Origin of the sequence: Flavobacterium sp. CS20 (genome assembly GCF_018080005.1) — a bacterium.
In the GTDB taxonomy this organism is placed as follows: Bacteria; Bacteroidota; Bacteroidia; order Flavobacteriales; family Flavobacteriaceae; genus Psychroflexus.
Genome location: NZ_CP073015.1, coordinates 962,174 through 974,395 on the forward strand (window position 1 = coordinate 962,174; position 12,222 = coordinate 974,395).

12 protein-coding genes, 2 pseudogenes and 1 riboswitch are annotated in these 12,222 nt (G+C 33.5%); of the genes and pseudogenes, 9 read left to right on the forward strand and 5 right to left on the reverse strand.

Annotation, left to right across the window (positions count from 1 at the left end; translation table 11 throughout):
- Window positions 1–218 precede the first annotated feature (218 nt).
- From IGB25_RS04675 to IGB25_RS04690, 4 genes and pseudogenes are all read left to right on the forward strand, one after another.
- The gene (locus tag IGB25_RS04675; protein WP_211066379.1) at window positions 219–677 is read left to right on the forward strand and encodes a helix-turn-helix domain-containing protein; all 459 of its coding nucleotides are present in this window, start codon (window positions 219–221) and stop codon (window positions 675–677) included.
- A gap of 20 nt (window positions 678–697) precedes the next feature.
- Window positions 698–892, forward strand: a complete 195-nt coding sequence (locus IGB25_RS04680) for a hypothetical protein (protein ID WP_211066369.1) — start codon at window positions 698–700, stop codon at window positions 890–892.
- Entirely contained in the window at window positions 840–1,469 is a 630-nt protein-coding gene (locus tag IGB25_RS04685) for an IS3 family transposase (RefSeq protein WP_211066380.1), read from the forward strand. The genes IGB25_RS04680 and IGB25_RS04685 overlap by 53 nt, the downstream gene beginning before the upstream one ends.
- A gap of 144 nt (window positions 1,470–1,613) precedes the next feature.
- Window positions 1,614–2,057, forward strand: a pseudogene (locus IGB25_RS04690) (NAD(P)H-binding protein); the annotation flags it as partial.
- Between the two features lie 673 nt (window positions 2,058–2,730).
- On the opposite strand, the gene IGB25_RS04695 reads toward IGB25_RS04690, so the two are convergent.
- The 4 genes from IGB25_RS04695 to IGB25_RS04710 all read right to left on the reverse strand — a co-directional run bounded on the left by IGB25_RS04695 (window position 2,731) and on the right by IGB25_RS04710 (window position 6,734).
- Window positions 2,731–3,930, reverse strand: a complete 1,200-nt coding sequence (locus IGB25_RS04695; protein WP_211066381.1) for a homoserine dehydrogenase — start codon at window positions 3,928–3,930, stop codon at window positions 2,731–2,733.
- 12 nt (window positions 3,931–3,942) lie between these two features.
- Window positions 3,943–4,965, reverse strand: a complete 1,023-nt coding sequence (metX, locus tag IGB25_RS04700) for a homoserine O-acetyltransferase (RefSeq protein ID WP_211066382.1) — start codon at window positions 4,963–4,965, stop codon at window positions 3,943–3,945.
- Between the two features lie 100 nt (window positions 4,966–5,065).
- Window positions 5,066–5,419, reverse strand: a complete 354-nt coding sequence (locus tag IGB25_RS04705; RefSeq protein WP_247653619.1) for an OsmC family protein — start codon at window positions 5,417–5,419, stop codon at window positions 5,066–5,068.
- Window positions 5,420–5,432: 13 nt separating this feature from the next.
- Entirely contained in the window at window positions 5,433–6,734 is a 1,302-nt protein-coding gene (locus tag IGB25_RS04710; protein WP_211066383.1) for an O-acetylhomoserine aminocarboxypropyltransferase/cysteine synthase family protein, read from the reverse strand.
- A 213-nt stretch (window positions 6,735–6,947) separates the two neighbouring features.
- A riboswitch (SAM riboswitch) is annotated at window positions 6,948–7,084 on the reverse strand.
- A gap of 169 nt (window positions 7,085–7,253) precedes the next feature.
- Between IGB25_RS04710 and IGB25_RS14740 the strand changes: the two are divergent.
- The 5 genes and pseudogenes from IGB25_RS14740 to IGB25_RS04735 form a co-directional block, all read left to right on the forward strand.
- Window positions 7,254–7,604: pseudogene (locus IGB25_RS14740) on the forward strand (DUF4372 domain-containing protein); the annotation flags it as partial.
- A 412-nt stretch (window positions 7,605–8,016) separates the two neighbouring features.
- The gene (locus IGB25_RS04720) at window positions 8,017–8,478 is read left to right on the forward strand and encodes a type II toxin-antitoxin system VapC family toxin (protein ID WP_211065729.1); all 462 of its coding nucleotides are present in this window, start codon (window positions 8,017–8,019) and stop codon (window positions 8,476–8,478) included.
- Window positions 8,471–8,620, forward strand: coding sequence for a hypothetical protein (locus tag IGB25_RS04725; RefSeq protein WP_211065728.1), 150 nt, complete (start codon window positions 8,471–8,473; stop codon window positions 8,618–8,620). The genes IGB25_RS04720 and IGB25_RS04725 overlap by 8 nt, the downstream gene beginning before the upstream one ends.
- A gap of 294 nt (window positions 8,621–8,914) precedes the next feature.
- Window positions 8,915–9,409: a hypothetical protein gene (locus tag IGB25_RS04730; RefSeq protein WP_211066384.1), complete on the forward strand. Its 495-nt coding sequence runs from the start codon at window positions 8,915–8,917 to the stop codon at window positions 9,407–9,409.
- Between the two features lie 7 nt (window positions 9,410–9,416).
- Window positions 9,417–9,998, forward strand: a complete 582-nt coding sequence (locus IGB25_RS04735; RefSeq protein WP_211066385.1) for a hypothetical protein — start codon at window positions 9,417–9,419, stop codon at window positions 9,996–9,998.
- A gap of 85 nt (window positions 9,999–10,083) precedes the next feature.
- Here IGB25_RS04735 and IGB25_RS04740 read toward each other — a convergent pair whose 3' ends face one another.
- On the reverse strand, window positions 10,084–11,067 hold the full coding sequence (locus tag IGB25_RS04740) for a reverse transcriptase domain-containing protein (protein WP_211066386.1): 984 nt from the start codon (window positions 11,065–11,067) through the stop codon (window positions 10,084–10,086).
- Window positions 11,068–12,222 lie beyond the last annotated feature (1,155 nt).

Sequence of the window (12,222 nt, forward strand, 5' to 3'; positions counted from 1 at the left end):
CCTGCTCCACCGCTACTACCAACAATGTGTATCATTAATGGCTGTGTTTTGGCAAAATTTTAAGGTTTGAGATTTTTTTCTATCTTTACTAATTAAAACGAAAATGTGTTGATTTTTTGCACGCCACTAATGATACACTCGCCCGTTGTAATGCATTTGAGAGCTGTAATTTCCTGAAACAGGTTGACTAAAAATTAAACCATTAATTATAGTCACTTATGAAATCAAAAAAAGAACAACGGCGAAAAAAAAGCTACCAAAAAGTAACTTTAGAAACCAAATTATTAGTTGTTGACCAAATCGTAAACGGTCAGCTCTCAAGAAAAGTCGCCTCAAAGAAATATGATGTTCCTCGGACAACTATTTCCTACTGGCTAAGAATTTATAGTACCTTAGCCCAACAAAAAATAGGTATGAGTAAAAATCAAGAAATCAAGAAATTAAAAGAAAAGATCGAAGAACTGGAGTTCGTTAAAGACTTTCAGCAAGACATCATTGCTGATATGGAAATCATTACAGGAGTGGATATGGCAAAAAAGTCGTTGCCCAAAACATTAGCAAAAGAGATAGAGCGAAAGAAGAAAGACCGTATAAAAGAAAATGGCTCTATGGATGTTTTGGGATCACTAAACAAGCCTTCTACAAACGACTTAAAGCCCAACAAAAACAACAAATAGACCATCAAAAACTAATTAAAATGGTTAAAGATTATCGTAAGAAAGTTGGCTCTAAAACAGGTGGTATCAAGCTATATGCTGAATTGAAACAAGACTTCATAGATACCGATATTAAGATAGGTAGAGACAAGTTCTATCGTTTTTTAAAACACAATAATCTACTTGTTCCAAAAAGTAAAAATTACATCACCACAACTAACTCTAACCACATGTAAAAAATATAAAAACCTTGTAAAAGACCAAGTTCCCAGAAGACCTGAACAACTCTGGGTAAGCGACATCACTTATATTAAAACGCAAAACGGACACAACTATCTCGCCTTGGTCACAGACGCCTATTCTAAACAAATTATGGGTTATAAACTCGACAACCATATGAGAACATCGCTTTGCAAAGATGCACTCGCTATGGCTATTAAAAACAGAAAGTCCCCTAACCAAGAACTCATTCATCATTCTGATAGAGGCTTCCAGTATTGTAATCCTAAATACACAAGCTTTGCTGAAAACAATGGCATTACAATGAGCATGACCGAACAATACGACCCTTATGAAAATGCTGTAGCTGAAAGAATTAACAGAACTCTTAAATATGAATATGGTTTAAAGCAAACCATCAAAAACACTGAAATAGCTAGAGATATGACTCATCAAGCTGTATATATTTATAATAACCTAAGAACGCATTTTAGTCTCGACCTTAGAAAACCAGCAGAGGTTCATTTAAATCCGAACATCAAATACAAGTCGTATAGAAAAAATAACTTAAATTTACAGGAAATTAAAATATGAGCACAAAGTAAAAAGTTATTCTAATTTTTTTTGGAAACATTCAAAAGGCCAGAAAAAAAATTGGAAATAACTTTTAATCGATAATCTAATCAATAACCAAAAAAGAGTCAACCTATATCAGTATAATACACTGTAGTATTTACTGCAGGAAGTGGAGGAAATACCGGCGCAGATAAAACAATAGAAATTGACCTTGATGGAGCAATTAAAGTGATCAAAGTCGCAGACCAACATCAGGTACAGCGTTTTGTGATGATTAGTGCTTCCCAAACCGATAATCGTTCTTATTGGGAAAAAGCTGAGGGAATGAAGCCTTACTACATAGCTAAATACTACGCTGATATGGAATTAAAAAGAAGTAATCTGGATTATACCATTTTACGACCCACATTATTAACCGATGATGATAAAGAAGGGAAAATATTAATGACCAATGATCCTACTAAAGTTGGTTCTAAAATTCCAAGAGCAAGAGTGGCAACATCCGTTTTAGCAGTTTTAGACAATAAAAAAACTTATGGAAAGGTTATTGAAATGAGCGAAGGTGATGATGAAATTACCGAAGCAATAGCGAAAGTTTGCTCGTAGATAAAGAGAAAGATTAATTGGTTAAAAGACCAACTCCCTTATTTCCATGACCAAGAAAAAGTAGTGTTATATCAGGTTTTAGCAATCTGATTACTATTTCCATTTGATAAGCTGAGAAGTTCTTTTTAAATAAAGTGCCATTTTTTACGTATGAGCTGTAAATTCAACTCATTATGCTTAAATTAAAACTTCCTATAATTAGGGCATCCTCATTCTTCTATAAACCACTAAATTTCAGTAAAATAAGTCAATAATTTTGTTGTTTTAATGCGTATTTACACAATAGCTTTGCATATGATAAAATACACTTCACAATTTCAGTTCTGCGAAACCGTATGGCAATAAAACCTATAACTTACAGGGAAGAAATTAAAATCATAAAAAATGGATAAATACATTCACAATCGAATGTTTGCAAACCATAGCCCACGGTTTAAACCGTGGGCTATGGAAAATGCACAATCCTAAGCGTTTCAACGGTTTTAAATGGTTGGATTGGAGACATTCTTTTTATAACAAATGCGAAATCTATAACTTTAAATTCTGACTTTCTGAGGAAACCCTAAATCATGTAGTTGCTCGTAGAGTTACCAAATGTTTGCGATTTGACTACATTTTCTGAAGTTCCAACAAATGTTTTGACGTTTAAGTTTTGGTTTGATAAACTAAAGCTTTAATCCTCAAGACTTAGCTTAAATGGTTCTTGATATACAGCAAAAAATAAATCAAGGTTTTTATTAAAGTCAATTCCTGCTATGCTTTCAAAATTTAACCAACCGATTTTATAACTGTAATTTTTACTTTGGTGGATTTGCTCGGTTTTTTGAAATGGAATTTGATTTAAGGTCTTGAAGTTAGGGCTTGCCAAATATATCTTTAAATAAAAATTGGTGGTAAAGCTAAAGTTTTGAATTTGAGTTTTGGTGTAGCTATATTTGTATTGATTTAGTAAAGCAGAAAAATCTGATAACACAGCACTTGCCGTAGGCTCACTGCCTGCTCCTTTCCCGTAAAAGAACTGTTGATGTGCAAATTTAGAATCAATGTTGATGGCGTTAAATTCGTTTTCAACATTAAAGTTTGGATGCTGTTGATCGACTAAAAACGGAGCGACAAAACCTATAACCTTATCCTCTATATGTTGTGCAAAGGAAAAGAGTTTGAATTTGTAATTGAATTGTTTTGCAAATTCTACATGCTCTGAGCGAATATGCCTGATACCACAATTAAATATTTTATCTAGTGTCACATATATGCCAAAGGCGTGTTTTATTAGAATTCCTAATTTGAATTTAGCATCAAATCCGTCAACATCTAAAGTGGGATCAGATTCTGCAAAACCTAATTTTTGAGCTTCTTGCAAAGCTTCTTTGTAGCTTAAGCCCTGACCTGTTCGACTTAAAACATAATTAGTTGTACCATTACAAATACCTTGAAATCCTTTAATCTTATCGCTTTTAAAGTAATCTTCTAAATTTCTAATGATAGGAATACTGGCACAAACAGAAGCTTCATATAAAAAAGAGGTATTGTTTTGCCTTGAAATAGTAATAAGCTCTTCAAGATGATGTGCAATCATTTTTTTATTAGCTGAGACGACATGTTTTCCAGAGCGTAAAGCTGTTTTAACAATTTTATAAGCTGCGTTGGCATCATCAATCAACTCTACAACGATTTTGATGTCTGAGTTTTCGAGAATATCTTCCGCATGAAAGCTAAAATGCTCTTCAGCAATATCCCTTTTTTTATGTTTTGATTTGACTACAATATTTTTTATTTGAGCGTCTAACTGAGGGCTTGATTTTAAAGCTTTGTAAAATCCTTGACCTACAGAGCCATAACCAAACATCCCTATATTAATTTTTGTATCCATTAATTCCCTTTTTTATAAGTTTGGATTTTCGTTGAACCATTTTAAAATTAAATTATTTATGATTTTTCCTTCGACCAAAAACCCATCGTGCCCGTAGATTGAATCAATTTCTATAAAATCGGCATCATTAATATAATGAGCTAAATACCTTTGTTCATCTGATGTAAACAAAATATCAGATTTAATCCCTACACAAAGTGTTTTAGCTTCAATGCGTTGCAAAGCTTTTTTCACAGAGCTAAAGCCTCGCCCCAAGTTATGACTGTCCATAGTTTTAGAAATGGCATAATATGCATAAGGACAAAAGCGTTCTACTAATTTTTGACCTTGATAATTTTGGTAACTTTCGGCGACAAAATGATTTTGTTTTTCATTAGAAGATTCACTTTGGCTTAGATTATAAATTTTTGAGGTTCTATAACTCAACAACGCAATAGAGCGAGCCGCTTTTAAACCTAACTTTCCACCTTCTGGTTCATTATCTCGAAAGCTTTTATCAGCCTCGAGTGCAAAACGTTGAGAAGCATTAAAAGCAATACCCCAAGGCGAATGAAAAGCATTGGTAGCCAGCACACACAATTTTTTGATTTGATTTGGGTAATGAACTGCCCAATGCAAGGCTTGTTGACCACCCAAAGATGCACCAATCAATAACTGAATTTTTTTAATATTTAAATGAGCTTTAACCAGCTGATAAGCTTTAACTATATCAGCAATATTGACCAAAGGAAAATTTTTTCGCTTTAAAGATTCTGGAACCTCTGATGATGATGCTCCAGTACTTCCATAACAAGATCCTAAAAAATTAACGCAAACGATAAAATACTCTTTATAGTCTAAAAGTCTTCCTTGTCCATACAAATCTGGCCACCATTGATCAACATTTGAGTCTGCCGTTAAAGCATGACAAACCCAAATGACATTACCGCCATCACTGTTGAGTTTGCCATAAGTGGTGTAAGCCAGTTTTAGTACTGGTAAAGTTTTACCATTTTCAAGTTCAAAAGGCTTGTTGTATATAAATACATTAGGCATTTATTTTTTCTTTTTTTGCTGAATTGACTTTATAACTTATCGGTGGTTTTTGGCTAAGATTGTCGTTAACAGGACATCTTTGTTTGACTTGACTTAAAAGTTAGTCGATTTTTTCTTGAGATGCCTTTGCTTTTAAATCAATATCAACATTTAAAGATTGAAAACCAGCTCTATCTTCCTCATTTAATCCTAAAAATTTGGACGCATCAATATATCCTTTAATACTGATATTTAAACCCTCTATGTCAATATTCAATTCTTTGGCAACTAATTTGATTACCACATTAAGGCAACCAGCATATCCAGCTAAAATATATTCTACAGGATTGGATACCAAATCTTGTCCGCCTAATTGTTGAGGCTCATCTACAAAGAAACCAAAGCCACGAGACTGATCTATAAATAAGGTTGATTTGATACTGTTACCCTTTATAGAAAAATTAGAAATACTCATAATTTTAGGGTTGTTAAAGTTGTGAAAATGCTTGTTTAAAATCGTTTTTTATATCTTCAATATGCTCAATACCAACAGATACTCTTAAAATACCAGGAGCAACACCTGCTTTAACTTGGTCTTCTTCACTGAGTTGTTCGTGAGTTGTAGTAGATGGGTGAATGATGAGCGTTTTAGCATCACCTACGTTAGCAAGGTGAGAAACTAATTGTAAGTGATTAACAAAGTTGTCTGCGACTTCTTTGCCTGCCTTGAGTTTAAAACTTAATACACCGCCGAAGCCTTTCTTTAGATATTTTAAAGCGTTGCTGTGATAAGGTGAAGATTTTAATCCAGGGTAGTTGACCCATTCTATGTCTTCATATTGGTCAAGCCATTTTGCTAATTCTAGAGCATTATTCACAGTCCTTTCAAGCCTAAGTGATAAGGTTTCAAGACCTTGTGTCAATTGAAAAGCATTAAAAGGTGAAAGTGCAGGTCCAAAATCTCTAAGGACTTCTACTCTAGCTCTTATAGCAAAGGCAATATTACCAAAATCGCTATCTTTTCCAAATACATCAGAAAATACTAAACCGTGATAACCTTCAGAAGGTTCAGAAAATTGAGGAAACTTACCATTTCCATAGTCATATCGTCCTGCATCTACAATCACACCACCGATACTTGTTCCGAGACCGCCAATCCATTTAGTTGCAGAAGCCACAACCACGTCAGCACCGTGCTTTATGGGTTGAAATAAATAACCACCTGCACCAAAAGTGTTATCAACAATAAGTGGAATATTATGCTTTTTAGCCAATTTAGAAATACCATCAAAATCTGCTACACTAAAAGCAGGATTACCTATAGTCTCAAGATAAATAGCCTTAGTGTCCTCATCAATTTGAGCTTCAAAATCTTCCACTTTAATACTGTCCGCAAATTTAGCATGAATATCAAGTCGTTTGAGAGTAATCTTAAATTGGTTAAATGTTCCACCATACAAATGTGATGAAGTGACAAAACTATCACCAGCTTCTAAAATATTAGTTAATGCAATAAATTGTGCAGCTTGTCCAGAACTTACTGCCAGTGCAGCAACACCACCTTCAAGTGCGACGATTCGCTTTTCAAAGACATCGGTTGTTGGGTTCATAATACGAGTATAAATATTACCAAACTCTTTGAGTCCAAACAAATCGGTCGCATGTTTCGAATCATTAAATACATAAGATGTGGTTTGGTAGATTGGTAGTGCTCTTGAACCTGTGGAAGCATCAATCTCTTGTCCAGCGTGAAGCTGAAGAGTGTCAAAATGTAAATTTTGTTGTGACATAATAATATGGGTTTAGGTTTAAATAAATTGAAGTAAGTTGAATTAAGGTAATGAAGATTACCTATGATAAGATTATAATGTTTGCTCTTTAAGAATTAGCAACACATTTGCATTCGTATACTACAAAAACCAACAATAATTTGAGATGTTGAATAGCTTTTGTGTGGAAGAATAAATCGGGAAATGTGATTAAAAAAATATTTCATCGCTTTGATTTTATATTTTCTGAAAGCATTGTCGACTTCAGATCTGGAATTAGCACCAATTTTCCAATACTAACTTTAGTCAGCACTTATAGTGGGTTGCTAGAGGGTCAATGAGCCAGTCTCTCACCTCATTCTTTATAAATTTGCAATTATTCACAAACAACTATACAAACTTAAATATTTATTTTTGATAATACCAAATAAATTTTGTTAAAGTAGAGCGTAATAATTAAGTTTGAGTTACAACTATCCGAAACTTGAAAAACAAAAACAGTCATCATATCTTTGAAAATAACAATAAATCAAATAAAATATAGGACTGTTTCCTAGGAACAAAAATAACAACAAGCCAGTTATTCGACAAATCATTGATCTAATTCCTTCTCATTTACTGAGAAAAGTTATTCAACAACACCAATCTGACAAGGGTTGCCATAAACACAAAACTTATGACCAATTGGTTGCTTTATTGTTTAGACATTTTGTAGGTGTAGCACATTAGTTGACATATCCGTTGGTATATAGGCATCTAAGACTTTTATTCAAGATTTGGGCTTAGATTTAAGTCCTGCAAAATCTACTATGAGTGATGATAATAAAAAAACGCGATTATAAAGTATTTGAAAGTCTGTTTATTTGTTACCTTAAATACCAATTTATTAATAGAACTTTTAAGAAGTGCAACTACTAAAACAAACACAGCATTCTCGAACTTTGTATAGAAAATAAGGATATATCTTCCTTTTTATCTTTCATTAGACTACGTGATTAATCAAATTAAGCCAAAAGCAAAACGAGCAGAGTCTGAGCAAACCAGTTTAGATGATATAGTTTAGACGACTTTGTTTTAAGATATGGACTTTTATTCTTAGAAATCTAATATTAGAACCCGTAAATTAAGGGATACAGAAAGTTTATAACTAATTTTGAAAAAGTTTCGGATTAATATAAAAACAAGTCTAAAAATTAAAAAAGTGGTGTATTTTTGTGGATATATACTAGTTGTGCGACAGCATAAAAAAAAATTCTGCTACATTAAATACTTCGATTTCTAAAAGATTTTTTATCTTTAGAAAATGAGAAAATTAAGACTATATTTTGACACTTCTGTTTTTGGTGGAGTTTATGACGTTGAATTTCAAGAAGAAACTGAAATGCTTTTTGAAATGGTTAAAAACGGAGAAATAATCTGTGTTTACTCTGACCTTTGTGAGTTTGAACTTGAGAACGCTCCAGAAACAGTAAAAGAACATTTTTTGAGTCTTGACAAAAATCAAACTGAATTTGTCGAAATAACTGAAGAAATTAATCAACTTGCCGAAGAATACGTGAAAGAAAAAGTTGTTGGACAAACAAGCATTGATGATTGTAGGCATATTGCTTGTGCGACCATATATAAAGTAGACTATTTAGTAAGTTGGAATTTTAAACACATAGTAAATGTTTTCAGAATAAGAGGTTACAATGCAATTAACATCAAAAACGGACACATACAATTAGATATTCGTTCACCTAAAGAAATAATACGAAATGAATAAATCAGAAAAAAAACAAAAAGAGTTTGACACAGTTAAATACTTTAGAGAAGTAAAAGAAAAAATCGCAAAAGAAACCAAAGGAATGACTTTTACCGAATTTAAAGAATACTTAAATCGTAGAAAATTAAAACACGTGAAATAGATGCCGACCGCACAACACGAGGCTATAAGTAATACTGTATTTTGTGCTTAATCGAAGTTCTGAGATTATTTGCTAACTTTGTTGAATGGCTGAAAAGTGGTGGCATTTTGCACAGCACTACATATAGCCCAAACGTTGGTAGCCATTTGAAACAGGCTGACGGATAAAGCCAAGACGCTAAACGTTTAAACATCAGGCCGTTTCAAACTCTTTCAAATGACTGCTGACGGTCGAAATAAGCCGAATGAGACTTGAAATCGAAGTAGGTATAATTATAAAAATATATATTATAAAATGAAACAATTATTAATTTTCGCTTTGTTCGCTAGTGTTATTAGTAGCTCATGTTCTGAAGAAACAGTTTTCGATGAAAATCAAATTAAGGCAGAATATAAAAAAGATGACAAACAGAAAGTCTCTATTAAACTAATGGGTAAATTGCATAGAGGGAGAAAATGGAGTGAACCAAGAGGTGTAAAACCCTGTACTCGTAGTTTTGGAATATGTGGGGTAAGTTTTGAAGTAGGGGTTGAAAAAAACCTATCACAAACAAACATAACACTTCAAGATGTTAATTCAAATTCTATGAAAATGGTATTTGCATCTGAAGTAAATGCTTTAAATCGTGGGTTATTCTATTCGATAGAAGACAGTGAATTTACATTTCCGTTCGAAGTTTCAAGAGAATTTGGATATTCTGAGATTACAATAATACCAAAAGATTATGAGGTGATGGTTTCTGATGAGTTTCCTCACGGTTATGTGATATTAGACATTATAACGAATTGATCCCAGAATGAAAACAAACCAATTAATTAGAATAAGCTTAGTGGCAATATTGCCACTAAGTTTGTTTTCTTGCCAATTAACTCTTAAAGCTTTATTAGGAATTAAAGATTTTAATCAATATGTAACTCAGGATAATAGATTAGAATATTACGAAGGTTTTCTTGAAAATAATGATTATAGTTTAAAAATTTACACTTTTAAAGAGGAGGATTCTTTATTTAGTTTTTTAAAAAAACAAAATAATTTTCCTTTTATTGTTGTAAATAATTTAGAGTCGAATCAAAAATATAGAATATCATGCTACGAAGATGTTAGCTATGATGTTGAATTATTGAATAACAATAATCTATCTGTAAATCAAGATAGTATTACGAATACGTATAGTTTTATTGACAAAACTATAAAACAGAATTTAAAAATTACTTACAATAAAGAAAAAACCGTTCAAAACCCAATATGGGATATTTATATAGTTTCTGGCACCTTTTTAGGAAAAAAGTTACAAAAAAGAACTTTAGGAATTACAAAACTTAATAATATTAAAACAATAAATATTATTGATATGAGTATGGAAAAAATTGAAGAATAGAGTCGAGTAGGTAAAGGGATCCACCCCTAAACCTCTCACAGAACCGTACGTGATAGTCTCCCATCATACGGCTCTTCTTAACAAGTCAAGGCATAAAACCATATTGCCAATGCACAAACAGATTAGGATAATGCTTTGCAGTTTCCTGTAACCATTTGTAGGCAAAAAACCAGTGTTTACGCCTAAATCTCCGATATTTGTTGCGTACCCATTTTGCCAGACGCATATTCAAGAAACGAAATACATAATGTAATTCACTCATTCTTACTTTGCCGTAATAATTAATCCAACCTCGTACTTTTTCTGCTATTATGCCTGCCAAATCTGGCAGGCGTAAATGAACCATACGATGAAGTTTCATCTTAAACAAAGTTTGATTGATGCGTTTCTGTCGTTTACGACTGATTGACGGTGTAAATCCCAAATGAAAGTTCCCAAAATAGCCCTTTACCATTCTTGGCTTAAATGTAAATCCAAGAAAATCGAATGTTACATAATGAACCTTAAATGGTGGATGCTTCTTTTGGTTGCGTTTGCAATACACGATATTGCTCTTGCCGTCTTTTATCTGCAATTTGCACTGTTTAAATCGGGCTTTTACCGCTTCCAACGTCCGCAAGGCTTGTTTAAAATTATCGCAATGGATGATAATATCATCAGCATAGCGCTCAAACTTTACTTCCGGGTGGTTGTTCTCAATCCACTTATCAAAAACAACATGCAAGAAAATGTTTGCCAGTAATGGGCTAATAACACCTCCTTGTGGTGTGCCTTTGTCTCGTGAATGAATACTACCGTCTTTCTTTTGAATTGGAGCCTTTAACCAACGTGCTACATACAAGTGAATATGCTTTTCTTTGGTAAAATGTCCTAATGCTTTAAGCATTAAGTCATGGTCTATCTCATCAAAAAAACTCTTGATATCCAAATCTATCACCCAATCCATTTTCATGCAGTTTTCCCTGCATTGCTTTATGGCTTGATGCGCTGATTTGTTTGGTCGATAGCCAAAAGAATCTTTACTAAACTGTTTATCTACAATCTGTTCTAATTCTTCTCTTATTACCATTTGAGCCGTTCGGTCTTATACTGTTGGAATGCCAAGCTTCCTGATTCGACCGTCTTCTTTGGGTATTTCTACCTCGCGCACAGTGCTGGAAAATAACTACCACGGCTAACCTATTCCATACAGGATATAAGTATTTCATAGGACGTGAATGTACTTCTTATGCTGACAAATTATCAACACCTGAAATACCTTTGTTACTCTTTACCTTTTTAAAGGCATCCCATACCTGTCGCTTTAATATCGGTTGCGACTTTTGTTTCTCTTTGAAAATCATCCTAAAAAAAATCTTTAGTTGTAATACAATTTAAAACTGTTAAGTCAGTCCCTTCGCTCCATTTCCATTACAGAAACTTCATCACTACTACAGACTAATCCGCCACTAATTAACAGTATCGCTACTTTCTACCTTGCCCTTCGGGGTTGTGGTATTTTTGCACTATTAATTAGCTTCTCCTGTTCCGTAATTGAGCCGTAAGCAAAGCTCCTGCCCTCTTTATGCCGATTGCCACTTGACCAGAAATAGGTATCATGTCAAGTTCTGTTCTCGCAAGACCGCCCATCCCTCGATTTTGACAATACTAAAGTTGTTTACGACACTTCTACAAGGGTTCAATCTCGTCTCTTTCAGCTTCTTTACTCCTACCATAGCAACTCTACTCACCACACAAAAGCGGTAGCGCCTTTAACCTTATCGCTCAAGACCATCCCGTGAAAGGTAAGCCCCATAAGGCGGTTTGACTGGTATGCCTAATCACTCCCAGTCGAGAGACCAATCCTCATCGTACTCTTTACGTGAATCCACCTGAAACCAATGCCAGGGTCATTTCTGAATACCAATAAGACTCTCATCTCAATTACAGTTTTGTTACTTGTTTTCAATGAACTTAATCACTATCTTGTATCCCCAAGTAACGCAGGACACACAACTAAAGCTAACATTATGTATCTTCAATGGCGAGGTTCTGGAGCTGAAACGAATGGTTTGGGATTTATTTTCTAACTTTACGATTAAAAATAAAGGGCAGTGCTTTTTTGGTCGCCACTGAAAGATACACTTCCCGTTGGCAAGCATATACGAGAAATTTCACTTTAAAAATTAAACTCACGATTTGAATTTTAATAATCCAATTCGATTTAAAAATTACGGATGATTTT

Bases quoted from the DNA above. Each gene is read 5' to 3' on its own strand.
- IGB25_RS04675 (WP_211066379.1), top strand. From the start codon at position 219: ATGAAATCAAAAAAAGAACAACGGCGAAAAAAAAGCTACCAAAAAGTA.
- IGB25_RS04680 (WP_211066369.1), top strand. From the start codon at position 698: ATGGTTAAAGATTATCGTAAGAAAGTTGGCTCTAAAACAGGTGGTATC.
- IGB25_RS04695 (WP_211066381.1), bottom strand. From the start codon at position 3,930: ATGGATACAAAAATTAATATAGGGATGTTTGGTTATGGCTCTGTAGGT.
- metX (WP_211066382.1), bottom strand. From the start codon at position 4,965: ATGCCTAATGTATTTATATACAACAAGCCTTTTGAACTTGAAAATGGT.
- IGB25_RS04705 (WP_247653619.1), bottom strand. From the start codon at position 5,419: ATGAGTATTTCTAATTTTTCTATAAAGGGTAACAGTATCAAATCAACC.
- IGB25_RS04710 (WP_211066383.1), bottom strand. From the start codon at position 6,734: ATGTCACAACAAAATTTACATTTTGACACTCTTCAGCTTCACGCTGGA.
- IGB25_RS04720 (WP_211065729.1), top strand. From the start codon at position 8,017: ATGAGAAAATTAAGACTATATTTTGACACTTCTGTTTTTGGTGGAGTT.
- IGB25_RS04725 (WP_211065728.1), top strand. From the start codon at position 8,471: ATGAATAAATCAGAAAAAAAACAAAAAGAGTTTGACACAGTTAAATAC.
- IGB25_RS04730 (WP_211066384.1), top strand. From the start codon at position 8,915: ATGAAACAATTATTAATTTTCGCTTTGTTCGCTAGTGTTATTAGTAGC.
- IGB25_RS04735 (WP_211066385.1), top strand. From the start codon at position 9,417: ATGAAAACAAACCAATTAATTAGAATAAGCTTAGTGGCAATATTGCCA.
- IGB25_RS04740 (WP_211066386.1), bottom strand. From the start codon at position 11,067: ATGGTAATAAGAGAAGAATTAGAACAGATTGTAGATAAACAGTTTAGT.